This is a genomic window from Streptomyces puniciscabiei (assembly GCF_006715785.1).
Lineage (GTDB): Bacteria > Actinomycetota > Actinomycetes > Streptomycetales > Streptomycetaceae > Streptomyces > Streptomyces puniciscabiei.
The window spans coordinates 4,423,947-4,448,782 of record NZ_VFNX01000001.1; the positions used below are offsets into that span (position 1 = coordinate 4,423,947).

The 24,836-nt window shown below is 71.2% G+C and carries 30 protein-coding genes; 20 read left to right on the forward strand and 10 right to left on the reverse strand.

The features are described 5' to 3' along the window. Nucleotides 1-160 precede the first annotated feature (160 nt). From FB563_RS20455 to FB563_RS20500, 10 genes are all read right to left on the reverse strand, one after another. The gene (locus FB563_RS20455; RefSeq protein WP_055709338.1) at nt 161-667 is read right to left on the reverse strand and encodes a hypothetical protein; all 507 of its coding nucleotides are present in this window, start codon (nt 665-667) and stop codon (nt 161-163) included. Next, nucleotides 664-1,509 (reverse strand): ParB/RepB/Spo0J family partition protein, encoded by an 846-nt coding sequence (locus FB563_RS20460; RefSeq protein ID WP_234357980.1) that lies wholly within the window; start codon nt 1,507-1,509, stop codon nt 664-666. The genes FB563_RS20455 and FB563_RS20460 overlap by 4 nt, the downstream gene beginning before the upstream one ends. Further along, on the reverse strand, nt 1,506-3,020 hold the full coding sequence (locus tag FB563_RS20465; RefSeq protein ID WP_142218834.1) for a P-loop NTPase family protein: 1,515 nt from the start codon (nt 3,018-3,020) through the stop codon (nt 1,506-1,508). Before FB563_RS20465 ends, FB563_RS20460 begins: the two co-directional genes overlap by 4 nt. A 28-nt stretch (nt 3,021-3,048) precedes the next feature. Further along, entirely contained in the window at nt 3,049-3,504 is a 456-nt protein-coding gene (locus FB563_RS20470) for a DUF6238 family protein (RefSeq protein ID WP_055710097.1), read from the reverse strand. Then, on the reverse strand, nt 3,501-4,178 hold the full coding sequence (locus FB563_RS20475) for a hypothetical protein (RefSeq protein ID WP_055710098.1): 678 nt from the start codon (nt 4,176-4,178) through the stop codon (nt 3,501-3,503). The genes FB563_RS20470 and FB563_RS20475 overlap by 4 nt, the downstream gene beginning before the upstream one ends. After that, nucleotides 4,132-5,604 (reverse strand): SCO6880 family protein, encoded by a 1,473-nt coding sequence (locus FB563_RS20480; protein ID WP_055710099.1) that lies wholly within the window; start codon nt 5,602-5,604, stop codon nt 4,132-4,134. The genes FB563_RS20475 and FB563_RS20480 overlap by 47 nt, the downstream gene beginning before the upstream one ends. An 83-nt stretch (nt 5,605-5,687) precedes the next feature. Then, nucleotides 5,688-7,058 carry an SCO6881 family protein gene (locus FB563_RS20485; protein WP_055710100.1) on the reverse strand — a complete coding sequence of 457 codons (1,371 nt, stop codon included), beginning with the start codon at nt 7,056-7,058 and terminating at the stop codon, nt 5,688-5,690. 35 nt (nt 7,059-7,093) lie between these two features. Further along, entirely contained in the window at nt 7,094-7,783 is a 690-nt protein-coding gene (locus FB563_RS20490; protein ID WP_055710101.1) for a hypothetical protein, read from the reverse strand. Beyond that, nucleotides 7,784-8,092, reverse strand: coding sequence for a DUF6112 family protein (locus FB563_RS20495; RefSeq protein ID WP_265106281.1), 309 nt, complete (start codon nt 8,090-8,092; stop codon nt 7,784-7,786). 142 nt (nt 8,093-8,234) lie between these two features. After that, nucleotides 8,235-9,365 (reverse strand): C40 family peptidase, encoded by a 1,131-nt coding sequence (locus tag FB563_RS20500; RefSeq protein ID WP_055710102.1) that lies wholly within the window; start codon nt 9,363-9,365, stop codon nt 8,235-8,237. Nucleotides 9,366-9,888: 523 nt separating this feature from the next. On the opposite strand from FB563_RS20500, the gene FB563_RS20505 reads away from it, so the two are divergent. The 20 genes from FB563_RS20505 (at nt 9,889) to FB563_RS20600 (ending at nt 24,770) form a co-directional block, all read left to right on the forward strand. Then, nucleotides 9,889-10,644 (forward strand): DNA-methyltransferase, encoded by a 756-nt coding sequence (locus FB563_RS20505; RefSeq protein ID WP_055710103.1) that lies wholly within the window; start codon nt 9,889-9,891, stop codon nt 10,642-10,644. A gap of 253 nt (nt 10,645-10,897) precedes the next feature. After that, a complete protein-coding gene (locus FB563_RS20510) occupies nt 10,898-11,458 on the forward strand; it encodes a DUF4913 domain-containing protein (RefSeq protein ID WP_055710105.1) in 561 nt (186 codons plus the stop codon). After that, the gene (locus FB563_RS20515) at nt 11,455-11,934 is read left to right on the forward strand and encodes a hypothetical protein (protein WP_055710104.1); all 480 of its coding nucleotides are present in this window, start codon (nt 11,455-11,457) and stop codon (nt 11,932-11,934) included. Before FB563_RS20510 ends, FB563_RS20515 begins: the two co-directional genes overlap by 4 nt. Nucleotides 11,935-11,952: 18 nt before the next feature. Next, nucleotides 11,953-12,654 (forward strand): hypothetical protein, encoded by a 702-nt coding sequence (locus FB563_RS20520; protein WP_055706163.1) that lies wholly within the window; start codon nt 11,953-11,955, stop codon nt 12,652-12,654. A 68-nt stretch (nt 12,655-12,722) separates the two neighbouring features. Then, nucleotides 12,723-13,433 carry a hypothetical protein gene (locus FB563_RS20525; RefSeq protein ID WP_234357746.1) on the forward strand — a complete coding sequence of 237 codons (711 nt, stop codon included), beginning with the start codon at nt 12,723-12,725 and terminating at the stop codon, nt 13,431-13,433. 152 nt (nt 13,434-13,585) lie between these two features. Continuing rightward, a complete protein-coding gene (locus FB563_RS20530; protein WP_411573182.1) occupies nt 13,586-13,933 on the forward strand; it encodes an SH3 domain-containing protein in 348 nt (115 codons plus the stop codon). A gap of 125 nt (nt 13,934-14,058) precedes the next feature. Then, nucleotides 14,059-14,514 (forward strand): hypothetical protein, encoded by a 456-nt coding sequence (locus tag FB563_RS20535; RefSeq protein ID WP_055706168.1) that lies wholly within the window; start codon nt 14,059-14,061, stop codon nt 14,512-14,514. Continuing rightward, nucleotides 14,511-14,963, forward strand: a complete 453-nt coding sequence (locus tag FB563_RS20540) for a hypothetical protein (protein WP_055706160.1) — start codon at nt 14,511-14,513, stop codon at nt 14,961-14,963. Before FB563_RS20535 ends, FB563_RS20540 begins: the two co-directional genes overlap by 4 nt. A gap of 13 nt (nt 14,964-14,976) precedes the next feature. Further along, nucleotides 14,977-15,387 carry a hypothetical protein gene (locus tag FB563_RS20545; protein ID WP_055706159.1) on the forward strand — a complete coding sequence of 137 codons (411 nt, stop codon included), beginning with the start codon at nt 14,977-14,979 and terminating at the stop codon, nt 15,385-15,387. A gap of 40 nt (nt 15,388-15,427) precedes the next feature. Further along, nucleotides 15,428-16,279: a winged helix-turn-helix transcriptional regulator gene (locus FB563_RS20550; protein ID WP_055706158.1), complete on the forward strand. Its 852-nt coding sequence runs from the start codon at nt 15,428-15,430 to the stop codon at nt 16,277-16,279. Continuing rightward, nucleotides 16,276-16,761 carry a hypothetical protein gene (locus tag FB563_RS20555; protein ID WP_055706157.1) on the forward strand — a complete coding sequence of 162 codons (486 nt, stop codon included), beginning with the start codon at nt 16,276-16,278 and terminating at the stop codon, nt 16,759-16,761. Before FB563_RS20550 ends, FB563_RS20555 begins: the two co-directional genes overlap by 4 nt. Next, nucleotides 16,758-17,990: an MFS transporter gene (locus FB563_RS20560; protein WP_055706156.1), complete on the forward strand. Its 1,233-nt coding sequence runs from the start codon at nt 16,758-16,760 to the stop codon at nt 17,988-17,990. The genes FB563_RS20555 and FB563_RS20560 overlap by 4 nt, the downstream gene beginning before the upstream one ends. Before the next feature lie 32 nt (nt 17,991-18,022). Beyond that, nucleotides 18,023-18,343, forward strand: coding sequence for a hypothetical protein (locus FB563_RS20565; RefSeq protein WP_055706155.1), 321 nt, complete (start codon nt 18,023-18,025; stop codon nt 18,341-18,343). A 93-nt stretch (nt 18,344-18,436) separates the two neighbouring features. Then, a complete protein-coding gene (locus FB563_RS20570; RefSeq protein WP_055706167.1) occupies nt 18,437-19,648 on the forward strand; it encodes an ATP-grasp domain-containing protein in 1,212 nt (403 codons plus the stop codon). A 17-nt stretch (nt 19,649-19,665) separates the two neighbouring features. Beyond that, complete coding sequence (locus FB563_RS20575) at nt 19,666-20,787, forward strand: MFS transporter (protein ID WP_055706154.1); 1,122 nt, start codon at nt 19,666-19,668, stop codon at nt 20,785-20,787. Further along, on the forward strand, nt 20,784-21,413 hold the full coding sequence (locus FB563_RS20580; RefSeq protein ID WP_055706153.1) for an HAD family hydrolase: 630 nt from the start codon (nt 20,784-20,786) through the stop codon (nt 21,411-21,413). The genes FB563_RS20575 and FB563_RS20580 overlap by 4 nt, the downstream gene beginning before the upstream one ends. A 33-nt stretch (nt 21,414-21,446) precedes the next feature. Next, nucleotides 21,447-22,313: an SPDY domain-containing protein gene (locus tag FB563_RS20585; protein ID WP_055706152.1), complete on the forward strand. Its 867-nt coding sequence runs from the start codon at nt 21,447-21,449 to the stop codon at nt 22,311-22,313. Nucleotides 22,314-22,350: 37 nt separating this feature from the next. Further along, the gene (locus FB563_RS20590; RefSeq protein WP_055706151.1) at nt 22,351-22,842 is read left to right on the forward strand and encodes a hypothetical protein; all 492 of its coding nucleotides are present in this window, start codon (nt 22,351-22,353) and stop codon (nt 22,840-22,842) included. Nucleotides 22,843-22,933: 91 nt separating this feature from the next. Next, on the forward strand, nt 22,934-23,719 hold the full coding sequence (locus FB563_RS20595) for an SPDY domain-containing protein (protein ID WP_055706150.1): 786 nt from the start codon (nt 22,934-22,936) through the stop codon (nt 23,717-23,719). A 37-nt stretch (nt 23,720-23,756) separates the two neighbouring features. Next, nucleotides 23,757-24,770 (forward strand): SpaA isopeptide-forming pilin-related protein, encoded by a 1,014-nt coding sequence (locus FB563_RS20600; protein ID WP_055706149.1) that lies wholly within the window; start codon nt 23,757-23,759, stop codon nt 24,768-24,770. Nucleotides 24,771-24,836: the final 66 nt, after the last annotated feature.

Genomic DNA, 24,836 nt, shown 5'->3' on the forward strand with positions numbered 1-24,836 from the left:
GGTGGATTTCTCCTTGCAGAAGGCAGGACGGTTGATGCCTTCAGCTCGTCGGCTACGGGTTCGGCTCGGATTTCGTGCCGGTGGTGTGAGGAACTGGCGGGGAATGCCTGAAGGTTCGTGTGTCCGTTGTCGGCCAGGACGGATGTCGTAACCCGTGTGGTCACGGTCCGAGGAGGCCGGCCTGATCGGCGCTGTCTTCCTCATAGCCGAAGACCGCACGCTCCAGGTCTTCGAGGTAGACGATGTCGGTATGGGCGCGGAAGGCGTCGAGGACTTCGTCCGCGTAGTCCTGGACCTCGTTGTCCGCGAGGTCGACGCGCGCCCGGTTCTTCCTCGACAGCCGGCGCCACTCCACGATGTCGGAGTCGGTGGCGCGGGCCATCCATACCCAGATTCCGTTGCCCAGCTTGATGACGTACTGGGGATGGAAGAGCCGGTTGGTCCGCCTGCGGCGTGGATTGCGCTGCTCGCCGAACCCGGTGACGAGGCTCTGGGCGAGCTTGTCCAGGGCGGCGGACTTGATGTGCGGGTCGAGGTCCTCGCGTGCGAGCTGCTCGCGCACCGCATCGGTGAGGTGGCGTTTGTGGAATCGGCCGGTGGCGTCGGTCAGAGCAACCGCGCTCTGCTCGACGATCTGCTGCAGGCGGAGGTCAGCGGCGCTCGTCACGGCAGGTCACGCTCCTGCCAGACCTGGTCCATCTCGGCCAGCGCCGTCATGGCGTGCGCGATGGTCTCACGGGTGATTGGCGCGCCGCTGGCGAACGCAGGGTCGTACCGGCTGAACGTCCGGGTACCGCGGGCCTGGGCGAGCGGCGGGACCACCTCGTCCAGCAGCCTGGTGGCCACGCGGCGCTGGCGCTTGTCCTCCACAACGCGCTCGGTGCGCTCCGCCCATGCGCCGGCGAGCGTCAGGTGGCCCTCGACGACCCGGTCGGCCAGCTCGGGGTCCTCTTCCCGCAGTCGGGCGAGCTGCACCTCGGCGGAGTTGGCCTTGGCCTTGTTCTCCCGAGCGATGGCATACGCCTCGTCCAGGCCCATGGCGCCGCTGATGACCGCCTCCACGAGGTCCGCGGCGTGCTGGAGCACCACGTTGGCCTGGCTGATCCGTCCCAGGGAGAGGCCGGTCTGCTCAGAAACTGAACGTGTGGAGTGCTCAGAGTCTGAGCACGGCTGGTGTTCAGATTCTGAACGGGCCTTGGCGGAGATCATCGCCGCCTGCCCCTTGGTGATGTTGCGGCGACGGAGGTTCACCGAAAGGACGTAGCCGCGGGGGTCGTTTCCCTCGTAGGTCGTGAACCTTGGTTCCACGGCGGCGATTTCGCATGCAGCGAGCCTGCCGCGTCCGTCGAGGAGACGACCCTGGGGGTCGAGAACAAGGGGATGCAGCAAGCCGCGTTCTTGGATGTCGTCGGCGAGAGCACGCAGCTCGTCCTCGTCGAGCTGGGGAAAGAGTTCGGTGATGGGATGGGTTTCTATTGCGGGCTCCTGATGGGTAAAGGGAGGCTTCAATGCATCCGTGCGTCGGTGTCGAACAGCGATCGCTCGTGGGGATGCAAAAGATGTTGAACGATGAATGATCTTCCGGCGACCTTCCACAGTCCGCGGCCCCTGTTGAGGTGGGCGATGGCATCGGTCTCTACGGAGGTCAGGCCCAAGAGCGCGGCTGCTGCGTGGAGTTGGTCGGTTTCCTGCCGGTAGATGATGCGGGTGGAGCAGTCGGCCAGGAGGCCCTCGGCCAGGGCGCGTCCGCGGGATCCGGCGTCGCCGGCGGTGAGCAGGTCGGACAGGCGGTGGATGACCATCAGGTTCGCGATGCCCAGGCCACGGCTCAGCTTCCACTGGGACTGCATGCGCTGCAGCAGGCCGGGGTGGCGCATCAGGCGCCAGGCTTCGTCGTAGACGATCCACCGTCTGCCGCCGCGGGGGTCGGTGAGGGCGGATTCCATCCAGGCGGAGGCGCAGGTCATGGCGAGAACGAGGGCGGTGTCGTCGCCGGAGCCGCCCAGGCGGGACAGGTCGATGGTGAGCATCGGGCTGTTGGGGTCGAACGCCACGGTGCTGGGCGCGTCGAACATGCCGGCGAGGTCGCCGTGGACCATGCGGCGCAGGGCGTGAGCGAGGTCGCGAGCGGCATCTCCCAGGTGCCCGGACATGCTGCCGCCGGCGGTGTCGAGGGCGGCGGGGTTGTTGAGGGTGGCGGCGATGTCGCCGAGCAGCGGGGTGCGGCCGGTGGCGGCGGCGTGGGTGACGACGGCGTCGAGGGCGACGTCGAGCGCGGTGTGCTCCATCGGCATCAGGTCCCGTCCGAGCACGGTACGGGCCAAGGAGCCGAGCAGCAGCAGGCGGCGCTTGCGGATCTCGCCCGCCCAGTCCGTCTCGGAGACGCTGTGGGGGCGGGGGGCGGCGTCCAGGGGGTTGAGCTTGCCGGGCAGGCCGGGCCCGAGGGCGATGGAGGTGCCGCCGAGCGCGGTCGCCACCGGGGTCCATTCGCCCTTCGGGTCGCAGGGGACGTAGACGCGGTATCCGAAGGCGACCGACCGCAGGGCGAAGGACTTCGCGAGCGCGGACTTGCCCTGCCCGATGACGCCGGCGAGCAGGACGTTGGGATTGGTGAAGCCCTCGACCTTGCCGTACAGGGCGAAGGGGTCGAAGCAGAAGGAGGCTTCGGCGTGGACGTCGCGGCCGATGTAGATGCCCTCGGCGCCGAGTCCGCCTTCGGCGAGGAAGGGGTATGCGCCGGAGGCGGTGGCGGTGGTCATGCGGTGGGCGGGCAGCCGCAGCTTGTTGCCGCGGGCGGAGGCCGGCCCGGGGCGCCCGGCAACGGGGTAGACCGGGGCGGGGCTTTCCTGCTCGGCGGGTTCCTGGCCGGCCGGGTGGGCGGCGGCCTGGGCGCGGGCCTTGGCTTCGGCTTCGGCGAGCTGGCGACGGGCGGCCTTGCGGGCGGCGCGGTCGGTGCCGTGCGGGGTGAACAGGGGGGAGGCCGAGGCGCGGCGGGCGCGGCGGGCGGGCCGGTGGTTCATCGGGGGCGCTCGATTCGGCGGGTGGTGCTCATCGCGCGCACGAGGTGGTGTGCGGTGCGCGGTGCAGGTCGGTGGGGGTGGTCTTGCGGCGGACGATGTGCCCGGCGGCGAGATGGCGCTGGCAGATGGTGAGGAAGGGAGGCCCTTCGGAAAGCTGCTCCGGGCGGCACTCGGCGGGGTCCGTGGACGCGGCCGGCAGAAGGTGGAAGGCCGCGTGGATGTCGGTGGTGGCCTGCCACAGCCCGGTGCGTGCTGCGGCAAGGTGCCGGCCGGCTGCGGGATGCGGGGGCCGTGCCGCCTCGGCCAGCTGGTCGAGGAGCCGGTGCAGTTCTGTGAGGTGGGCGTGGAGGGTGTCGAGGTGCGTCCGGTCCGGCGGATGCGCAGGCTCGGGGCGGCTGAGGGCGCGGGTGTGATGGCGGATGCCCGCGGTGGCAGCACGCAGGTAGGGGTGCGAGTCGGGCTCGCTGGGACGGATCTGGGTCAATGGGAGGTCCTTGCCGCCGGGGAGGCGGGAGCGGGGGCCAGAGGCGAGCTGGTTACGGGAACGGAGAGGCGGGCGCGTGATGTTCGGGTGACGCCGCTCGCAGGCACCGCAGCGGCTTCTTGCTCGTCGCGCAGGTCCACGTATGCGCCGCGCGTCGGGAGGCCGGGATGGCTCTGCTCCGGTAGGTAGATGATGTCCGCGCCCTGACCGTCAGGGGTCCCGGCGTCAGCCAGGTACCACTCATGCCAGCTGGGAAGGCCGGCCAGGATGCGGGCGGCGTCGTCGAGGTTCATGGCGTTGACGACGAAACTTGTGGGGGCTTCGCCTGCGTGCCGCTCATGACCGGCAAACGTCAGAGTGAAAGGGCGGGGCGCCGGCGGGCCGAGGAGATGGGCGAGGCGGTCGCGTACGGTGTCGAGGTGGTCACTGGCCTCGATCGCCGTGGTGATACGGGCGTCGTCGTATTCACGCAGCTTCTCCTCGATCACCTCCCCGTCGGTGTCACGGTACTGGTCGAGGACGGCGCGGTGGCGGGCGGCCAGTTCCTCGCAGGAGGTCAGCAGGGCCTGCAGTTCGCGCAGGAGACCGTCGGGGTCGTTGATCGGTGTCAGTGCGGCTCCCTGGGGCTTAGAGGGTGGTGCGGGCGAGGGGGAGTGCCGCGGCGGCGAAGGCATCGGGCTGCTGGAAGTTCAGACGCCGCAGGTCGACCTGGGCGGTGACGGCGGCGGTCTCGATCTGGGCGCAGGCCGCGTCGAGCAGGGCGTCGGTCTCGGCGGAGACGGTGAGCAGGCCGGTCAGGGCGACGTCGGCGTGGCCGGCGATGAGCTGGCGTTCACGGGTCTTGACGTCGGCGTATTCGATGGAGTCGGCTTCGTTGTCGACCTGGCCGCGGCGGGCGCGTTCGTTGGCGTCGGCGATGATGGCGGCCTTCTTGCGCTGCACGTCGCGCAGCGCCGACTCGAGCCCCTGGGGGACGTAGATGAGGGACAGGCTGCGGCGGACGCCGGCGGTGAACATCAGCCCGTGCAGGAAGCCGGGGCTGGTTTCGGTGCGGGGCCAGTTCTCGATCCAGTAGGTGGCGTGCCGGGCGGTGTCCGTGATCACCCGGTCGTACTCCTCGACCTGGACGACGGGGCCGGCGGCGGCCGGGTCGGCCTCGGCCCGGCCGGATTCCGACCACTGCTGCAGGCTGGAGAGTGCTTTCGGGTCGTAGGCGGTGCGGACGACCGCGGCGACCTCCCGCGCGGTGAGCCAGCCGGTGACCATCAGTCCGGCGCTGCGGGCGGCCTGCGCGACGGAGGCGGTGGTCTGCTCCATCACCGTGAACGCGCCGGGCAGTCCGCCGCCGGCCTGGCTGATGAGCCGCTTGGCGGCCTTCATGTCCAACGAGATGGCCAGGTATGCCTCGTGCGGGGCGGCGGCCGGCCCTGCGGAGGCGACGAGTTCGGAGTAGACCTGTCCGGCCACGGGGGTTTCGGGGCGGCCCTGCTGGGCCCAGTGCCGGGCGAGGGTGTCGCCGGAGTCGGGCACGGTGCGCTCCAGGACCTGCACGGTGGCCACATGCCCGGTGCGGGCAATGCCCGCGAGCGCGCGGCCCCAGCCGTTGACGTTGTGGTTCTGGGTGGCGGGGTCCAGCAGGGCGAAGGCGCGGGAGGAGACGCGGGCGACGGCGGTGAGGGTCTGGCGGTGCGGGTCGTGCACCGCGGCGGCCCCGCCTGCCGAATCGCCGGGGGTGACCACGCGCAGGGAGGCGGTGGTGCCGGGCAGGTGGAGCAGGCCGTCCTGCCTCGGGCGGGAGACCGGCCGGGCAAGCCACAGTCTCTGGCCGGTGCGCCGGCGGTGGGCGTAGCGGGCGACGATCGGGGCCCAGTCGATCAGGGAGCGGCCGTGGCGGCGGATCGCGACCAGGGCGGCGACCGCCGCCCACAGCGGAGTCAGGGCGATGGCGCCGACCAGGCCGGTGCTCATCACCGTCACCAGCAACAGCGCCAACGCGCTGGACACCAGCGTGAGCTGGGGCAGGGACAAGCCCAGAAGGATGCCGCGCCGGGATCGGTGGGGGAATTTGACCGTGAGGGGGACAACGGAGAGATCAGACATGAGTGCTGTTCCGGGAGGAGGCGCGCGGGGCGGGACGCACCGGATGGTGGTGCGTCCCGCCCCCGGCCTCAACGGGCGAAGGGTCAGATGCCGGTGGGCGGCGGAGACGGCGGTGCTGCGGGCCCGGTGGCCGAACCGCCCTGGGCCGGAGCCGGCGGTGCGCCTTGCGGCGGGGGCGTGCCCACGCCGGTCGGCGGAACCGACATGAATCCGCCGCCCTGGCCGGACGGTGATCCCGGGCCGCCGGAGCCGGGGCTGCCGCCGACCTGGCCGCTGGTGTCATCGCTCGGCCGCATCGGCGGGGGCTGGACGGCCTTCTCCAGACCGTTCTTGACCCCCTCGCCGCCAGAGGACTCGCCCGAGCTGCTGCTGGACTTGCTGCTGTCCTGACCGGGGCCCTTGCTGGTGGGGGCGATGTCGCCGGGGAAGCCGCCGGGCACCGCGTCGGGGCCCTGCGGGGCGGCGCCTGCTCCGGCTGCCGCGCCGCCGGTTCCGGCGGTGGCTGCTGCCGCTGCGGCCTTGCGTCCGGCGCGTTCGGCGTGCTGGCGGGCCATCTGGGCGCCGGCGCCGCCGGCACGGTGGATGTCCTCGCCGTTGGTGCCCTCAGAGGCCCAGTGCACGAACTTGAACGTCGCGTACGGGCACAACAGGATCAAGACCATGATCACGATGCCGGACATGACGTCCGCGAGCGCGGCTAGGCCGTCCTTGGAGTCCGTTTTACCCATGGCGGTGATGCCGAGCACGAAGATGATCGTCATCAGCAGTTTGCTGATCACCAGGGTGGCGGTGGCCTCGATCCAGCCCCTGCGCCACCGGCGGGCGACCTCCCAGCCGCCACCGGCGCCGGCGAACACGGCGAGGGTGACCAGGACGAGGATGCCGACCTTGCGGACCATCATCACGCACCAGTACAAGAACGCACCCACTGCGGCGCCGAGTCCGGCGAAGACCGCGACCAGCCAGCCCAGTCCGGACAGGGCACCGATCTGGCTGACCAGGACGATGCGGCGCACAGCGGATTCGATGGACAGGTGCGCGGAGGAGAACAGGCCGTCGGAGAGCGCGTCGACCACTTCGATGGCGACGGTGGTGCCTGCGATGGCACAGAAGGCGAACAGGACGCCGGACATGGTGCCGGTGAATGCCTGGGTGAGGGCTTGTCCGTCACGCCTGACGGCGGCTCTGATGAGCTGGGCGCAGAAGGTGCCGACCAGGATGATCAGGCCGATCGGCAGCAACATTTCGTAGTTGTCGCGGAACCAGGCGGCGTTCAGGTCCACCTTGGTGGTGGCGTTGACGGCCTTGGCGGCCAGGTCGGCTGCGGCGGCGGCGAGTTCACCGGCGCTCTTGGCCATCCAGTTGCCGATTGCCTTGCCGGGGTCGGAGGCGAAGTCGACCGCGTCGCCGACGGCGCACAGTTTGTCCGCGAGGGGGAGGTCGCAGAAGCCCAAGGGGAGGTGGCCCTCCTTTCAGACGGGGGTCGGGGTCAGGGCGCGACGCTGGGGGCGATGGCGACCAGGGAGCAGTCGTGGGAGGGCCGGCACTGCACGGCCAGGGTCACGGCGCGGTCTTCGGCGCCGCTGCCGCCCTTCTTCCAGGCGATCTGCTGCGTGCCGGTGGCGGTGACGTAGTAGATGTACGCCTCGGTGATCGCCGAGGGGTCATCGGCCAGGGCCTGCTTGAAGGCGCTCGGGTAGTGCGTGTCGGTGACCTTGGCCCTGGCGTGCTGGGCGTTGTCGCGCATGCGCGACCACAGCACCGGGTCCGGGACCTGCCCGGTGACCGAGGACCAGTCGGCGTACTTGGTCTCGGTGGTCATCCACGCGTTCATGCCGGCCAGTTCCTGGTCGCGGCTGGTGGTACGGGTGTCGTAGGACCACAGCATCAGCGCGGCGGCCTTGGCGTAGGCGAGGGGATCACTGATCCGCGGCGGCTTGGGCACCGACCCGGTGCCCGACGACGTCGCCGTCGGTGTGGGATCCGCAGAGGGCGCAGTGCTGTCCGTCACGGACGGCGCGGTGCTGCCTTCGTGGCGGGCTCCGCCGTTGCCGGTGAACCATGCGGCGATGCCGGCGACGGCGAGCAGCGCGGTGATGACCACGGCGATGATCAGGATGCGGCGCTTGGCCGACCACGTGGCGCCGTAGGCCGACAGTGAGGTGAAGGGGTTCGGCATTTAGTGGACCTGCGATCCCAGGGCGGAGAAGAAGGCGACGATGCCGTTGGCGGCGCCCAGGCCCAGGGCGGCGCCGGCGGCGACGACGGCGCCCTTCTTGCCGTTGGCTTCGGCCTGGTGGCCGCCGGTGTGGTGGCCCCAGGCCCACACACCCAGGGAGACGGCCAGGGCGCCGACCACGGCCACGATGCCGAAGAGGTTGATGCTGCTGACGACGTCCTTCAGGACGGACAGGCCCGGCAGGCCGCCTTCCTTGGGGCTGACGCCAGGGTCGAAAGCGAGAGAGACAGCACGGTCTGCGAAGGACATGGGTATGGCGGAACTCCTTGCATGCCAAGGGCCGGATGTCGGCCTGGCGAAGGGCGGGAGAAGGAAGGAAGGGGCGCGCGGAGCGCGAGAGGGGCCAGCCGGTCCCGCCCGGCTCGGGTGGCCGGGCGGGGCGCGCGGCGGGTCAGGAGACGATGCGGCGGGCGGCCAGGACGTCCCAGTCCGCGAGCGGAGTGATCCGGACGGGCTTGGAGGTCCGCGGCGCCTCGATGACGAGCCCCGCGCCGATGTACATGCCGACGTGTTCGGGCACGGCCGCGGTCCCCCGGGTGAACAGCAGGTCGCCCGGCTTCAGTTCCGACGGCGAAACGGCCTTGCCTTCCTTGACCTGTGTGTACGTGGTGCGGCTGAGCTGGACGCCGGCGTGGGCGTACGCCTGCTGCATCAGGGAGCTGCAGTCGCAGCGGCCCATCGGGTCGGGGCCGTGCGGGTTGGTGCAGTCACCGCCCCACTGGTACAGGGTGCCGAGCTGGTGCATGGCCCAGTCGATGGCGGTGCGGGCCTTCGGCGGGGCGTCCTTGGGGATGGTGTAGCCCTTGGGCACGGAGCCCTCGGGGATGGTGCCCCACTGGGAACCGTCCTGGCCCGGGGTGCAGCCGGTGGAAGCCGTCTGCGCGGTGCTGGTCGTGTTCTTGGTCGTGTTGGATTTGCCCTTGCCCGGCAGGGTTTTGACGGTGGCTTTCTGCAGGGCCCGGGCGAGCGGCTCCCACTGCGCGTACGCATCAGGAAGACCGGACGCCTGGACGGCCTGGGCGGCCTGGGTGACGGTCATCTGCTGCCAGCCGTGGACCTCAAGCAGCGCCTTGTAGAACTTGGTTGAGGCGTAGACGGGGTCGCGGATCTGCTCGGGTGTGCCCCAGCCCTGGCTGGGCCGCTGCTGGAACAGGCCGAGCGAGTCGCGGTCGCCGTAGTTGAGGTTGCGCAGGCGGGATTCCTGCATGGCGGTGGCAAGCGCGATGACCTGGCCCTGGGCGGGCACGCCGAGCGAGATGCCGGTGGCGACGATGGTCTTGGCGTTGGGGATCTGCTCGTTGGGCAGCTCCAGGCCCTCGACGTGGACGTCCTTGGCGGAGCCCTTGCCGCCGAGGATGGCCGCCACCTGTTTGGCGACGGCGGCGGTGTCGATGGATGTGCCGGTGCTGTTGCAGGAGGCGGTCTGGCCGGCGTCGCTTGCCGCCGCGGCCATGGCGGCGGTGCCGGCGAGAAGGAACGGGGAGAGGACGACGACGCCGATGCCGGCGGCGAGCGCCTTCAACCGCGGCAGCCCGGCCGCAGGTCAGCGTTTTCGGGCAGGGGCGGGTGGCGAGAGGTCATGAAGCAGTCCTTCGGGCGCAAGGTCCGTCCGCCGCGTGCGCAAGGCGTGGTGGAAAGGGGCCGCGGCGGCCGGGGTGGGCGATCTGGTCAGGCCGGTCCGCAGCGAGTTGCCGCTCGCATGGCGGACCAGTGGTGGGTCAGGTGTGCCGGGGCAAAGGGGGAACCTCCGCGGGGCAAAGGATGGGAGTGGGCCAGCGGCGGTGTGTGCGCCGGGCGGTTCTAAAACACTAGGCCCAGATTGGCGGTCGACCAAAAAGTGGGCGTGAGGGGTCGGAATTCGACCCCTCACGCTCGCACTTCTTGGTCGGCGGCCGATTCGCCTCTACAGTTTTGGGACTCCCCTCGCCCTCCCCGGTGTGTGGCCCTGGGCTTCTTCATGCCCACGTTCTTTCGGCCCACCGGCTTCTCACGTGCGCGACGGGTTATTCATCTCGGCCTGTTCCCACCCGAATCGGGGTTTCTCTTTGCCTTTTTCCCTGCACCAGGGCGATGCCCTCAGCGTCCTTGCCGGTCTGCCGGACGACTGCGTCGATTCCGTGATCACCGACCCGCCCTACAACTCGGGCGGGCGCACGGCGAAGGAGCGCACCTCGCGCAGCGCGAAGCAGAAGTACACCTCTGCCGACGCCAAGCACACCCTGCCTGACTTCACCGGCGAGAACATGGACCAGCGCTCTTACGGGTTCTGGCTCACCCAGATCATGACCGAAGCACACCGGCTCACGAAGACCGGGGGCACCGCGCTGCTGTTCACCGACTGGCGCCAGCTGCCGGTCACCACCGACGCGATCCAGGCGGCTGGCTGGCTGTGGCGGGGCGTGCTGGCCTGGCACAAGCCCCAGGCGCGGCCCCAGAAGGGCCGCTTCACCCAGAACTGCGAGTTCATTGTCTGGGCGTCGAAGGGCGCGATCGACGGCTCGGCCAATCCCGTCTATCTGCCCGGCCTGTACTCCGCCTCGCAGCCGTCAGGCGCCCAGCGCCAGCACATCACCCAGAAGCCGGTCGAGGTGATGCGCGAGCTGGTCAAGATCGCACCGCCTGGCGGCACGGTGCTCGATTTCTGCGCCGGTTCCGGCTCCACCGGCGTCGCCGCTCTGCTGGAGGGGCGGGACTTCATCGGCGTGGAGAAGACCAAGCACTACGCCTCGATCGCGGCCGACCGGCTCACGAAGACCGTCCGCGAGACCCTCACCCAGAACGATGTGGGCCTGACGGTCTGACACGCCAACCGCCACTCTCCTACCGGCACTTGGAGAGGGCTACGCGCCTGCGCGCTGCACCCTGGTGCGTGGGTGAAATCCCGTCTGCGGTTCTGCCTGCCTGCTTCGTTCGCGTCACGCCCTTCCTTCCCCCAGTCCTTCCAGGAGGCCAGATTTGCCTGAATCCGTAGAACCGCCAGCCGAGGCAGAGATGGATCCGGTTCGCGTGCCGGACGCTCACCTTGAGGGAATCGAGGCGAGCGTGCGCCGGCTGATGGAACAGTCGGCGCAGCAGGCCCGGCAGCTCGACCACCTCGCCTCCGCGCCGCCCCCCGGTCCCTCGCCATTCGCCGCGTTCGGCATGCCGGGGCTCGGCGGCCCGCCCCCGGCGGCAGCGCCACCGGAGCCGCGTCCGATCCTGGAGCTGGAGGGCGAGGAGTACGAGGACGAACTCGACGCACTGTCCGACTGGGTCGACGACTTCCTCCTGCCGGTCTACGGCGCGGAGGTCACCACGGCTGCGCCGTGGTGTCTGCAGTGGCAGGAGCACGACGACGTCGTGGCCTGGCTCCACGCCCTGTGGCTGGCCTACCAGCAGCACAAGGACGCCGAAGCGGGCCTCAGCGGCCTGTTCGTGTGGCACCGGGACTTCCTCACCCACGCCGTCGCGGCGATCCGCGCGCCCGGCGGGCCGCTGTCGGCCTGCATGACCTCTCCGGACCGCCCCGCGCACCGGCTGCTGCCCGGCCCGCCGCCCTCGGCCCGCACCGAGAAGGCGAACGCGGCCGAGTCGGCCTCGTCCGGTCCTGGTACGGCTGGCGAGCCGGCGTCATGAGCACCGGGCAGCCGGCCTTCGGCCTCAGCTTCGACCCCCGCGCGCTGAGTGACCTGCTCCAGGCGCCCGGCGACATCCGCGACCTGACCCTTGCCTACCTGCAGGAGGTGGTCAACGCCCAGCGGTTCGGGCTTCGGCTGACGGGGGATTTGGAGGGCTACCGCAAGCTGTTCGTGGATTCCCGCAAGGAGTGGCGCGTCGTCTACGGCGTGCGCCCGGCACCCGAGACGTCCGCGCACCGCCAGGAGATCCACGTCATCGCGGTCAGGCCCCGCGCCGGCAACGACGTCTACGACACCGTCGGGCGCCGTCTGGGGATGGCCCGCCGCCCGCTCAGCGCCCGCACCCACGCAGCCCGCGCCCGCTCCCCGCAGCTGACGACCCGCACGGCGGTGCCCAGGCCGATCCCGCTGCCCTCCGCCATGCCCGGCCTGCCCCGCCCGGCACAGAGCCCCTCCCGCTATCAGGCCCGCTGACTTCAAGGAGGCACGTCTATGCCCCCTGACCCCGCGCCGGCACCCGCCCGGCGTGCGGTGTCCCCGCTCGATGAGCGCATCGAAGCCGTCACCGGCCACGACGTCGACACCCTGTGGGCGTACCGGGACCGCGGCGTCCTCGACGAGGTACACACCCGCCTGGTCGATTTGCACCGCGAACTTGCCCAGGCCGAAACCGGCGTCATCTTCCACCGGACCCTCCTGCACCGCCTGGCCAGCGGCGAGTTCCCCGTCGACAGCGCGCTGTTCGCCCGGATCGACCGCACCGTGGACCAGCTTCAGCAGGCCGCCGCTCAGCGCGATGCCGCCGCGCGACGGGTACTCGCCGCCCTGGAGCCCATCGAAGCCGCCGCCCGCACCCAGCCGGTGGGGCGCGCAGCCCCGATATCGGCTGCCGACCAGGCGGTGCTGCTCGCCATCGCCGGCGGCGCCAAGCTCTACCAGCATCTGCTGACGGGGCGGATGTCGGTGGCCACCGCCTCCGGCACCCGCATCCCCTACGCCGAGCTGCAGCGGCTCGAATCCGCCGGCCTCCTGTGCCGGGACACCGGCCATCCCGTCCACGCCGGCCAGCCGGTCGCCCTCACCGACACCGGCCGCGCCGCCCTGGTCGCCGCCCGCCGCCCCAAGACGACCCAGGCGCCGAAGGCGGCGGCCCGGCCGGGCGCATGGCCGTCCACCCCCGCACACCGGCGCTGACCCGCGCCCACTCCCCAACGAAAGGCGCTATGCCCTCGAACGAACCGGCCCCTGCAACCCCTGGGCGCATGCCTGAACTCGACGTCCGGCTCGACGGCTTCACCGCTGACGAGGAGACCTCCGACGCCTTCTTCCACAAGGTCGGATGGATAGAGCATGAACTCGTTCCGCTGGCCGAGCACCACACAGCCGACGGCGCCCATAGCTTCTACGTCCTGCACGACCCCACGGCCACCTGGGACCACCCCGGTCTGTCGCAGTACGCCGCCTTGCATATCCACCGGGACATGCAGGCGCGGACGTTCCATTTTGAGCACGCCGTGCTTCCGCTGCCGGCGATGGCGCAGTCCTGGCTCATCCACCGCGGCTGCCCTGCCGACTCCATCGCGCTCGCTGCAGGGATGCGCCCGGCTCCGGCGGATGAGGTGACGAGGGCACTGGAGCGGCGTCTGGCCGGAGACGGCGACCACTACGCCCTTGGGTACAGGTACACCAGCGACGACCCCGACGACATGGTGATCCTCGTCGCCCTGCGCGCCCTCGATGAGCGTGCTGCCTCCTCGTTCCGGGTCGTGGTCGAGGAGTTGGACACCGACGCGTGGACCTACACCCTGCGCGAAGGGGGCTTCGCCACGGCCGCAGATGCTCTCCAGTGGTGCGACGACCGGCTCAGCGGCGAGGCCGGCCCCCTGGCGCCGGTGCGGCCTGTGGCGTCATCCACCCGCTCTGCTGCCGTGCCGAAGAGCGCCATTTTGCGCCCGCCGAGCCGGGCGCGCTAAAGCGTCAACGCCGACCGGGGCGGCGGAATATAGCCGACGATCGGCGGTTGGCCAAAAGCACGTTTCTCCGGATTCTTATACGGCCGCCGGGACAGCAACCCCGGCTGGTCTCTCCACACATTTCCCTGTCCTTCTACGGAGGTTTCTTCCGCATGCGCTCTACCCGAATTGCGATATCCGCTGCGATGCTCGGCGCGCTCGCGCTGCCGATAGTCGCGGCGACTACGGCCACGGCCGCTCCGGCGTCCGCTCCGAGCCGCGTTTCGGCCTCCCGGCCGTGCGACCGGCCCGGTCCGTGGGTCATCGGCACTCAGGCCGTGACCATTCGCTCCAAGGCATCCGCCAAGTCCACCGCCGTCGGCGTGCTCTACCGGGGCCAGAAGTTCACCGTCCACAAGAGCAGCGGTGGCTGGCACTACATCACCGACAAGTCCACCGGCGTGACGGGCTGGGTGTCCGGCACCTACGTCTACCGCACCGTCTATATGTGCCTCGACTGACAGGCGCGTACCAGCAACACGCGGTTGCAGCCGCGGAGTTCACCGCTCGTTCGTGAAAACCCCTTCCCCCAAGAACAACCGGGCCGTTGTGCCTGGCGGAGAGGAGTTCTCCTGTGTCCGACGGCATGGAGGATGTCGTGGGCGTCCTCACCGAGCAGATCGAGGCGCGGTTCGCCATGAGCATGGCCGAGTTGAAGGCCGCGGTCGCCGTGGCGCCGGCCGCCAACGCCGAGGCCACCGGCGTCGTGAAGTGGCATGGCCTTCTCGTGGAATCCCAGGCGGCGCTCGAACGTGCCGAAGACGCTCTGCTCGCTGCGCTGGAGACCCAGCCCAGCGAGGTCGACGACCCGACGATGGACCTCGCCCACCGCGTCAACGCGGCCGTCGCCGCGCGGGACGGGCGTGCCATGGTCGTGCGCTGGCTCCTCGACCCCGCTGCCCCAGGGAAGCAGGGGCTTGCCGCTGAACGGCTCGCCCGCTTCAGCCGCGGTGCTCGCACAGGCCCGGCGGTGCCAACCAGCGCGCCGGTCCGGCCCGCGACGGCCCCGGCACCGGCAGCACGAGGAGGGGTCCTGCGGTGAGTGTGCGCCACAAGCCCAGCAGCCTCGACGGCCGACTTGAGGAGATCTTCGACGCTCCGGTAGCCGAGCTGTACGAGAGGGCGATCGATCCGGACGCCTCGGCTGCCGTGACCCGTGCCATGGAGCTGCGTTCGTTCCTCGCCCTGGCCGAGGAACAGGTGGCCCGGGTCCGCGACCGCGTGCACGAGGCGATGTCGGCCGACCGCGACATGGACGAGCTGTCCGCCGAACAGCTGCGGATGGACGCGCAGTGGCTGGACGCGGCGCTCGATGCCCGCGACGGCTACCGGGCCGCGCTCGATGACCTGCTGCGCACCATGCCGCCTCCCGCCCAGCAGCCGCGGCCCGTCCGCATGACACAGCAGACCCTCACCACCACCCTGCCGCCTTCCAGCCCGGCCGCCCCGGCACCGCAGCGTGCCGGGGCGGCCAGGGCCCGCCGACCGTGAAAGCCTCCGCCGATTGCCCCGCCTTATCTCCACCGAGATAGCCGGACGGATCGAGGAACTGTACGGCGCCCCGCTCGCCGTCCTCGAAGCCCACGCCCAAGGCCAGCCGCCCGGCATGCTTGCCGCCCTCCTCGCCGGCCACCACGACCTCGCCTTCGCCGAGCAGAGCATCACCTTCCACCGCGAGCGCCTCGCCCAACTCATTCATCCTGAACGGCAGATCGGCGCTCACGAGGTGTCGCACCTCCTCGAATGCGCCCGTCGGCTCGCCGAAGCGGTCGCCGTACGCGACGTCCAGGCCAAGACCGTCTCCGCCGTCCTGGGCAGCCTGGCCCCCGCCGACCGGCCCGAACCGTCGTCGGCCCCCGCAACGGCTCTGCCCGCTCCTCCCGCCCGGGCCACGAGCGCCGCTCCCACCCGCTGACCTTCGGGCAACCCTCTTACCTCACCCAGGAGTTCCAGCCTTGTCCCTCACCGCTCTGCCCCCTGACACCGGCGCCGACATCGCCCGGGTCACCGAGGCACTCGCCATGATCACCCCGCGTTGGAACGTGCGGATCCTGCTGGCGCTGGCCGGTCGGCCGCTGCGCTACAGCGAGATCGCGGGCAAGATCTCCTGGCTGCAGAACGGCCAGCTTCATCCGAAGCTGCGGACGTTGTGCGATGACGGCCTCGTTGAGCGCACCGAGCACAGCCCACGGCACGTCACGTACGGCCACACCGATCGCGCAGCCGCGCTGCTGCCGGTTCTGCCGATGATCGCCACCTGGGCCGAGGAGCACCTGGAGCAGCCGGAGAAGCCGCTGTCGGCCATCGAGCAGATCGAGGACAGCCTCTCCCTCCTGACCCGCCGGCACGCCGCCGCGATCTTGTGGGTGCTCAAGTCCCGAGGCGAGGCCAGCGGCCGTTCCCTGGCCCGGATCGTCATGCCCGACAGCGACTGGACCAACATCTATCCCCCGCTGCGGCAGCTGGTTGCCGACGGCCTGGTCGATACCGATGGCATCGGTCAGCCCTACCGCTTGTCCGCGGCAGGGGAGGGCTTGGGGCCCGTGTTCGGGGCTTTGTCCGCGTGGTCGGCGGGAGAGTCCCTTGCGCAGGCCGCCCATCACCCGGTGTGGGGCCGAGCCGGCAATGCGCCGGCTCCGCGCACCTGGGTCAGCCACCCCTCCCGGCTGCCCGCCCCGCCGGCAGCGCCGGCGCCGGTCAGGACCGGCCCGCCCGCACCTCCGGCGTGGCAGCACCGTGCATTGTTCTCCCACGCCCCCGCCGCACGCCCGGCGACGGCCGTCCTGGCGGGAGGTCCGCGCCGATGAGCACCTCCTTCTCCACGGCTGATGTCCGGCGCTTCTGCGCGCAGTTGTCCTCGCCGGGCCTGGTCCGCCTGATCACCGAGATCGACGACAACGGGCCCATCCCGCCGCGCGGACTGGCGCGCACCCTTGCCGATCTCACCGAGCACCATCTTCGGCAGGCCACCGACGTCGCCCGCGCCTTCGGCCTTGTCCGTATCCGGCCCGGCGCCGGGCTGGCCCTGACCACATCTGGCGCGGAGCTGGCCGACGTCTACGACGCGATCGCCCGCTGGGCCCGGCGCCACGCCTACCCGGAGCCGGTCGCGGACTTCACCGGCCGCATCCAGCACACCCTCGCCCTCCTGGCCGACACCCCGGCGGCCGACCACTTGCTCAGTGACCAGGCGCTTGCTGACCTTGCCGGGCCGCGCGACCTGCTGGGCCAGTGGCTGCACGACCACGCGCAGGCCGCCCGGCTCGCCGAGCACGAGCTTGCCGCGTGAGGGCGCGCACCGCCCCCCGGCACGCACGCCGCCCTTCCTTGCTGCGTGGCGTCTACCTGCCGCGCACGGCTGATGGTGCCGCGTTCGCGATGACCACCTACGGCATCCCCCTGCTGGTGCTGGCCACCACCGGGTCGGCGGCGCTGACGGGCCTGGCGTTCACGCTGGAGTGGGTGCCCAGGCTCGCCGCGTTCACGGTGGCCGGCACGCTCGTCGACCGCCACGGAACCGGGCGCGTCTTCCGCGCCGCCTGCGTCATCCGCGCCCTGGTCGTCCTTGCCGCAGCCGTCGTCTTGACGGTGGCCGGCGCCGCGACGACGGCGGCGACGACCACGGTGATGGCGCTCTCCGCGGTGACGGGCGTTGCCACCGAGTTCAGTTACGTCGCGGCCGAGACCGCCGGCGGCCAGGCGAGCCGGGTGGCCCGTACCGGGGCGCACCGGGTGCAGTCCGTCCTGCTGGGGATCGACCAGAGCGCGATGCTCGCCGGGCCCCTGGTCTCCGGCCTGCTGCTGCAGCACGGCGGCCCGGCCGCGATGCTCACCACGCTCGCCGGCTTCTCCCTCCTGGCCGCCGTGCTCAGCCCCCGCGAACGGGCCGTCCCGCGCGGCGACGCCACCAGGGAGCAGTCGGCGAGCGGGCTGCGGACGGGCTGGGCCACGCTGCGCTCGCTGCCCGCCCTTGCCTGGCTGGTCGGCGGCCTTCTCGTCTCCAACACGGCCGTGGCCCTGCTCCAGGCGGCCATGCCGGTGATCGTGGTCACCAAGCTGGGGCGCTCCAGCGCGGACGCCGGAGCGGTCTGGTCCGCGGCGGCTGTCGCCTCCCTGCTCGCCATCACCGCCGCACGGCGGGCGATCGACCGCTGGGGCCTGTGGCCGGTCGGCGCGGCATCCGCCGCCGTGGCCGCCGCAGCAACCCTCGCCCTCTCCCAGGCCGACACCTACCGCGCGTACCTGCTGCTGGTGGCCGCGCTGATGGCCGGCGAAGGGGGCCTGACGGTCGTCCTGCGCACCCTGCGCTCCCACCTCATTCCGCCCGAGGTGTTCGGCAGCACCCTGGCAGTGACGATCCTGCTGCTCCTGCTGCCCTTCCCCGCCGCTGGCCTGCTCGTCGCCGCCGTGCCGCCCGCCCAGCTCGGGCCCATCATCACCGCCGTCGCCCTCCTGCAGGCCCTCGGTCTGACGGCCGCCTTCGCCCGGCTGCGCAACCTGCCCGCACTTCCCGCCTGACCTCCCGGCTTGAGAGAGGAGCCCCTGCGCTCATGTCCACCCTCACGCAGGACAACCTGCCCGGCCTCGCCCTCCCGTACCGGGAGGGGCCCACGATCAGTGAGCAGTTCCACGCCTTCGACTCCCAACACCCGTGGGTCTACCGGGAGCTGGAGTGGCTCGTCGTCCAGCGCCTTGCGGCCGGGGCGAAGCGGGTCGGGATGAAGGCACTGTTCGAGGTCCTGCGCTGGCGCCACCCGCACGCAGTGAAGGGCCTGAACAACAACTACACGGCCCTGTACGCCCGCAGGCTGCTCGCCGAGCACCCGGAGTGGTCCTCCGCGATAGAGGTCCGCCGCCGTCGCAGCCCGTGAACCACTCCACCCCTCGCCCATCTGTGACTTGATTTCTTGAGGAGCACCTTCTTGTCCGACCGTCCCGTCGTTCTGGCCGTTGCCGCGGCCGACATGGAAGCCGAGGCGTATCGCGGCTATTGCCTGGAAAGCGTTGCTGCCGTCTACGACGTCGTCCTGATCACCGGTGAGGAGCCGTCGTGGGAGGTGCCGTACATCCGGGACTGCATGGTCGTACCCGACCCGACCGACCAGGCGGCGCTGCTGGCCGCGGGCCGCACCCTGGCTGAGCGCTACGACCTGGCCGGGGTATTCACCTGGACCGAGTGGTACCTCGTCCCGGTCGCCCGCCTCGCACGCCAGCTCGGCCTGCCCACCACCGCGCCGGAGGCGATGCAGGCGTGCCGCAACAAGGCCACCGCCAGGACCCTGTTCGCCCGCCATGGGGTTCCCTCGGCCGCCTCGGTGAGCGTGCGTACCCACCTAGAGGCTGAGGCGGCGGCCGAGCGGATCGGCTACCCGGTCGTGCTCAAACCGGCCAGCCATGCGGCCAGCATCGGCGTGATCCGCGTCGACACCCCCGAGCAGCTCGCCGCGGCATACGCGTTCGCGGCCCGGGCGGCCGGACGGGGGCTGGAGAGCACGAGCGTGCTGGTCGAGGAGTACCTCGACGGGCCGGAGGTCTCGGTCGAATGCGTCACCTACCGGGGCCAGACCACGGTCGTTGCCGTCACCCGCAAGACCGTCAGCGCACCGCCTTTCTTCGAGGAGCTGGCGCACTCGGTCGACGCCGCCGACCCGCTCCTCGATGTGGTCGCCCCCGCTGCGCAGGCCGCGATCCTCGCGCTCGGGATCACCGATGGCGTCAGCCACGTCGAGATGCGCCTCGTCGATGGCCGTCCCCGGCTGGTGGAGGTCAACGGCCGCATCGCCGGCGACATGATCGGCCACCTGGTCCGCCTCGCCACCGGCATCGACCTGCCGCGCGCCGCCGCCGACATTGCCTGCGACCGCGCCCCCGACCTCAACCCCACCAGGTCCTCGGCCGCCGCGATCCACCTGCTCTACCCCGAGACCTCCGGCACCCTCACCGAGCTGCACATGGATGGTGCCCGCCCGCCGTGGCTGGACAAGCTCCACTTCCAGCACCACCCCGGCGACCAGCTCCTGTTGCCCGCGGACGGCGGGGACATGTTCACCGCCCGGATCGGCTACCTGATCACCACCGGGCCCACTGGCGATCTGGCACGCGCCCGCGCCGAGCAGGCAGCCCGCTCCCTCACCGTCCAGCTCACCCCCGCCGCCGAAGTGGGGTCGGCCGCGTGAGGCGGACACCCGCGGCCGTGCGGACCAGCCGTCGCCTGCTGACCGGGTATTTCGCTGGTCTCGGTGTGGTGATGGCGGTGTGGGGCGCCCGGATGCCGGCCGTCCAGCAGACAGCCCACCTGAGCACCGCAGATCTGGCGCTGGTGCTGCTGACCGCCGCGCTCGGCATGGTCACCGGCCTGCAGACCGGCGGCTGGCTGGCCCGGCCGCACCGTCTTCCTGCCCTGCTGACCACCGGCGCCGTCGCTCTGGCCGGGTGCCTGGCCCTGCTGGGCCAGTGCCGCACCCTGCCCTCGCTGCTGGTGGCGGCATGGGCCTTCGGGACCGCCCACGGGGTGGCGGACGTGGCCGCCAACTCCGCGGCGGTGCGCTGCCAGAACGCCGCCGGCCGGCCGATCATGTCCGGCCTGCATGCCGCCTACTCCCTCGGCGCGCTCGGCGGTGCCGCCCTGGCCGCCGCCACCGCCCACACTCCGCACCGAGTCCTCTTCCTCACCACCGGCTTGTCCCTCGCCGGCCTTGCCCTTGCCGTAACACCGGTCACCCGCTCTCTCAGCGGAACCGACCGGCCTCCGGCGCCAGCAGGCGCTCAACCGAGGCTCTCGGCAAGGACGTTGGTGCTGCTCGGTGCTCTGGCCGCCGCGAGCCTGCTGGGCGAGGGGGCGGCAGCCGACTGGGCCGCGGTCCACCTGCACAGCCTGGGCGCCCCTGCGGCCGTGAGCGCTGCCGCGTTCGCCCTCTACAGCGCGGCCATGGCCGCCGGACGCCTGGCTGGCGACCGCCTCACCCAAGCCTTCAGCGCTCCCACCATCGTCCGTGCCGGCGCGCTTCTGGCGGCGGCCGGGCTGGCCACCGGCGTCCTGGCCGCCACGGTGCCGCTGGCACTGGCCGGCTGGACGGCCTTGGGCCTTGGTCTGTCCATCACCGTCCCGTGCCTGATCACCGCAGCCGGTGTTGGGGGCCCCAGAGCCGTGGCCACGGTCGCCGTCATCGGCTACCTCGGCCTGCTCGCCGGGCCCGCCCTCATCGGCGCCCTCGCGAGCCTCACCACTCTGCCCACCGCGCTGCTGCTGCCCGCCCTGCTCGCAGCCGCCGTCGCCGCCCTTTCCCACCGAGCCCTGGAGCACCCCACCCCTTGAACCCGAACACCGCGCACCCCGGCCTTGATGCCGTGATCTTCGACTACAACGGCGTCATCGGCGTGCAGCCCACGACCGGCCAGTGGTGTCACCTCGCCCGCACCGCGGCCTGGCCCGAGGAGGACCTCACCGCCTTCCAGACCGCCTTCTGGAGTGCCCGAGAGCCCTACGACGCCGGCCAGCTGAGCGACCTGGCGTACTGGGCCCGTGTCCTCGGCCACCATCCCGGCCCGCGGCTGCTGCGCGAACTGCGCGCCGCCGACACCGCCATGTGGACCACCACCGACGACCACGTCGTTGATGTCCTGCGCCGCGCCCACCAGGCAGGACTGCCGATGGTGTTGCTGTCCAACGCGCCCCGCCACCTCAGCGACGTCCTCGACACCCACCCCTGGCGCCGCCTGATGACCCAGGCCCTGTACTCGGCCCGGCTCGAGGTGTGCAAACCCGATCCGGCCGCCTATCTGCACGCCCTGGCCGCCAGCGGTGGTGTCGACCCGCAGCGCGTGCTGTTCGTCGATGACCGGGCGGACAACTGCCGCGCCGCCCGCAGTCTGGGGCTGCAAACGCTGCACTACACGGGCCGGCCCAACGACCTCCAAGCAGCACTGTTCCCCACGGGCTGAACCACCCCGCAACCCCTACCTCTCAGGAGTCGAGTGCCACCTCACGACGACTTTCGCACCATCGACGGGGACGTCTATGTCTCCCCGCGCTATCTCGCCGGCACGACCGGGTGTGGCGACCCCGCCCTGGCCCCGCTGTTCGCCCTCGGCTGGCACCTGGAGAATGACGACCTCGGCAACGCCTATGTGAACGCGCCCGATGGCCGGGTCCGCCTCGGCTACCTCCCCGAAGGCGAGGACGACGGTCTGTGGCGCATCAACGCCTACAAGGACCCCTTCGGTCCGCCAGCGTGGGGAGTGTGCTTCAGCGACTCCTGTCCGACGGAGTTCGTCCAAGCCTTCACCACGGTCCTCGCCGACGCGTACGCACAGGGCCCGGACGCCTATCTCGCGACGTCGGACCCGCGCAGCGCCGACCGCGACCCATTCCTCGCCGTGGTCCCCCTCATCAACCGCGGCTGGCAGATCGACCGCCCCCGCTGGGGAGTGTTCGCGATCCAGTCGCCCGACGGGCTCGCCGGGCTGGAGTTCACCACCGGACGCCTCGACCCGGAAGCCGAGCTGACCACCCGCGACGCCCGCTGGCAGCTGTGGGCCGGCACCTCCATCGACCGTCCCGCCTGGTACGCCACCGCCAGCACCCACACCCCCGTCGCCCTGCTGAAAGCCGTCACCGAGTGCGTCTCCGATCCCGCACCGCTACCGCGGTGGCGCGATGCCACCTACAGCTACGTCGACGGCATGGCCCGGCTCACTCCCATCTCCCCGCCGCGCCCGCCGGCGCCGACGCCGCTCGACGTACGGCGAGCCGCTTCCCGTCGGCCGGCCGTGCTTCCCGCCACAAGCGTCCCGCGCTGGAGCACCACCAGTGGTCCGGCGCTTCCCGGCCCGCGACGCTGAACCACCCACCACCTGACTGCCCAACCGGAGACACCGCTTGGCCCTGCACGCCCGAGAGTTCTTCATGGAGCATCTGAAGCTCCCCTTCACCGAGGCAACCGTCGTCGGCGCCACCTTCTACGCCGCTCCCACCTCTGGCCCTCTGCGGCTGCGGATCGACTTCTCCCCGACCATCCGCGCCGGTGAGTACGACGGCCTGCGGCTTGCCACCCTCCATCAGGACCGTGGCCAACTCGACGCTGTGGTCCTGCGGTTCGAGGACCACAAGACGTTCGACCACCGCGACGCGACACAGGGCCGAGCGCCGCAGAACTCGGGATACGGCACGTTCAAGGAGTTCCGGGACCGTCCCGACTGGGTGCCGTGGCAAGGCGCTCACACAGCCGGACTGCGCGAGGCGATCGAGCAGTACACCACCGTCTGGTTCCCCGGCGCGTGGACGGCATCCGCACCGAGCCGAGCGGTGGGCCGTACTGCTCGCAAGGCTCCATCCCCGCCGCCCTCCCGCAGCGGGAGCCGCGCCCGCTGAACCGGCCGGCCCTTCACCTCCATATCCACCTCCCGCGCGGCACTTGGGCTCACGCCTGCAGCTGCTCCGCGCCCTCCCTGACAGGAGCCCCGTGTCGTCCGACCCCTTCAACAACCTCGGCCCCGACAGGGAAGTAAAGGTCCTGCCCCGCCATCTGGCGGGCCCCGGCCCCACCGACCTCCACATCGCCTGGCCTTTCCCCTTTGATGAGGACTGGTCGCTGCACCAGCCCGGGACGGGACCGGCGCTCGCCAGCAGCCCCTGCCTGCGCCTGTTCACCGGACTCGTCCCCTCCGACACGTTCAGCAAGGGGAAGTGGACCATTGCTGCGAACCGCGTCCCGTTCGCTCAGCCGACCTGGAAGATCACCTTCGACGCCACCACCCCGATCGAGCTGCTTCACGATGTCCATACCGAACTGCTCGACCTCTACCTCGAAGGCCGCCACAGCGACCGCGACCGGCTGTTCGAGGACGACACTGCGCCGCAGGAGGCGTACACGCCGCTGCTCGCTCGCGGCTGGAGCCACCAGGTCAAGACCGACGGCACGCAATTCTTCCGTGCCCCCGACGACCTCGCAGGCGTACGGCACCGCTACGCCGGCTCCGACGCTCCCACCTGGACGGCCTGGGGCGGACACCCCGATCAGCCGTACTGGCGCGCCCAGTTCTCCTTCGGCACGCCTACCGCGCTGGTTGCGGCATTCACCATCTCGATGATCGCCACCGTGCCGGTCAGCCGCACCGTGAAAGACGTCCCGTTCCCCACCCGCGACCTCCTCTACATCGTGGCGGCGGCAACGGGGGCAAAGCAGGCGCCTCTCTCTTCGCCGGTCGCCACGCCCCCTCCGGGCCCAGCCCCGCGCCGAACCCGCTGACCCCTTCTCCACACCGATCAAGGAGCCACCCTTCTTTATGCGCACCCGTATGCCGACCGCGGCCCTCGTCGTTGCCGCTGCCGTGACCGGCACCCTGGCCTGTGTACCGACCGCTTCGGCCCACGCTGCCGAGCCCACCCCGGCCACGAGTGCCGTCCCCACCGGCGGCGTCCAGATCACCAAGAAGGATGCCGGCGGGGACCTGCTGGCCGGCGCATCGTTCACCCTGCTCGACACCACCGGGAAGGAAGTGGCCCAGGGGAAGACCGACACCGACGGCAAGCTCGCCTTCAACGGCCTGGCAGCCGGCGTCTACCGGCTCAAGGAGGTCTCCAGCGGCAACCCTCTGCTCGACGTGGTCGCCGACCAGGACGTCATCGTCACCCCCGGCGTGACCACGCCTCTGACGATCACCGACCCGTTCAAGGCCGCCAAGGTCCTCCTGCAGGCCAAGGACGACAAGACCGGCAAGCTCCTGTCCGGCGCAACGGTGAACATCGGCACCGGCGCCTCGACGCTGCTCACCCTGACGACGGGGGCCGAGGGCACGGCCTCCGGAGAGCTGCCGGTCTCGAGTCGGAAGACAGAGTTCTGGGTCAAGCAGGTCAAGGCTCCCGCCGGGTACGACCTCTACAAGACGCCCAAGACGTTCACCGCCGGCCCCGGCGCCCCTGTGACTGTGACCGTCACCAACACCAGGACCGCAACCAACCCCAAGCCCCACCCTTCGGACAAGCCGACGCAACAGCCCACCAGCACTCCGTCCACCCCCGCCGACAAGCCGGGCAGCGACAGCGGCAGCACCAAGCCCTCCGCGCCGAGCCCCGGCACGCCGGATGCCGACCCTTCGTCCACGGCAGCCGCGGTCCCGGACGGCGGCTCCATGCCGGCGACCCAGGCAGGCTCCCTCGCCCACACCGGCGCCGACGGCACCCCCTGGATCGCCGCAGGCGCGGGGCTTCTCGTCGTCGCCGGCGCCGTCACCCTTATCGCCGTGCGCCGTCGTACGGCTGCCGAGCCCGAGCCCGACGACAACAGCAAGACCAACTAGCCCAAGATCGACCACTGCCAGCAGGCCCCCGAAAGCGCATCCGGGGGCCTGCTGGCGTCTATCGAC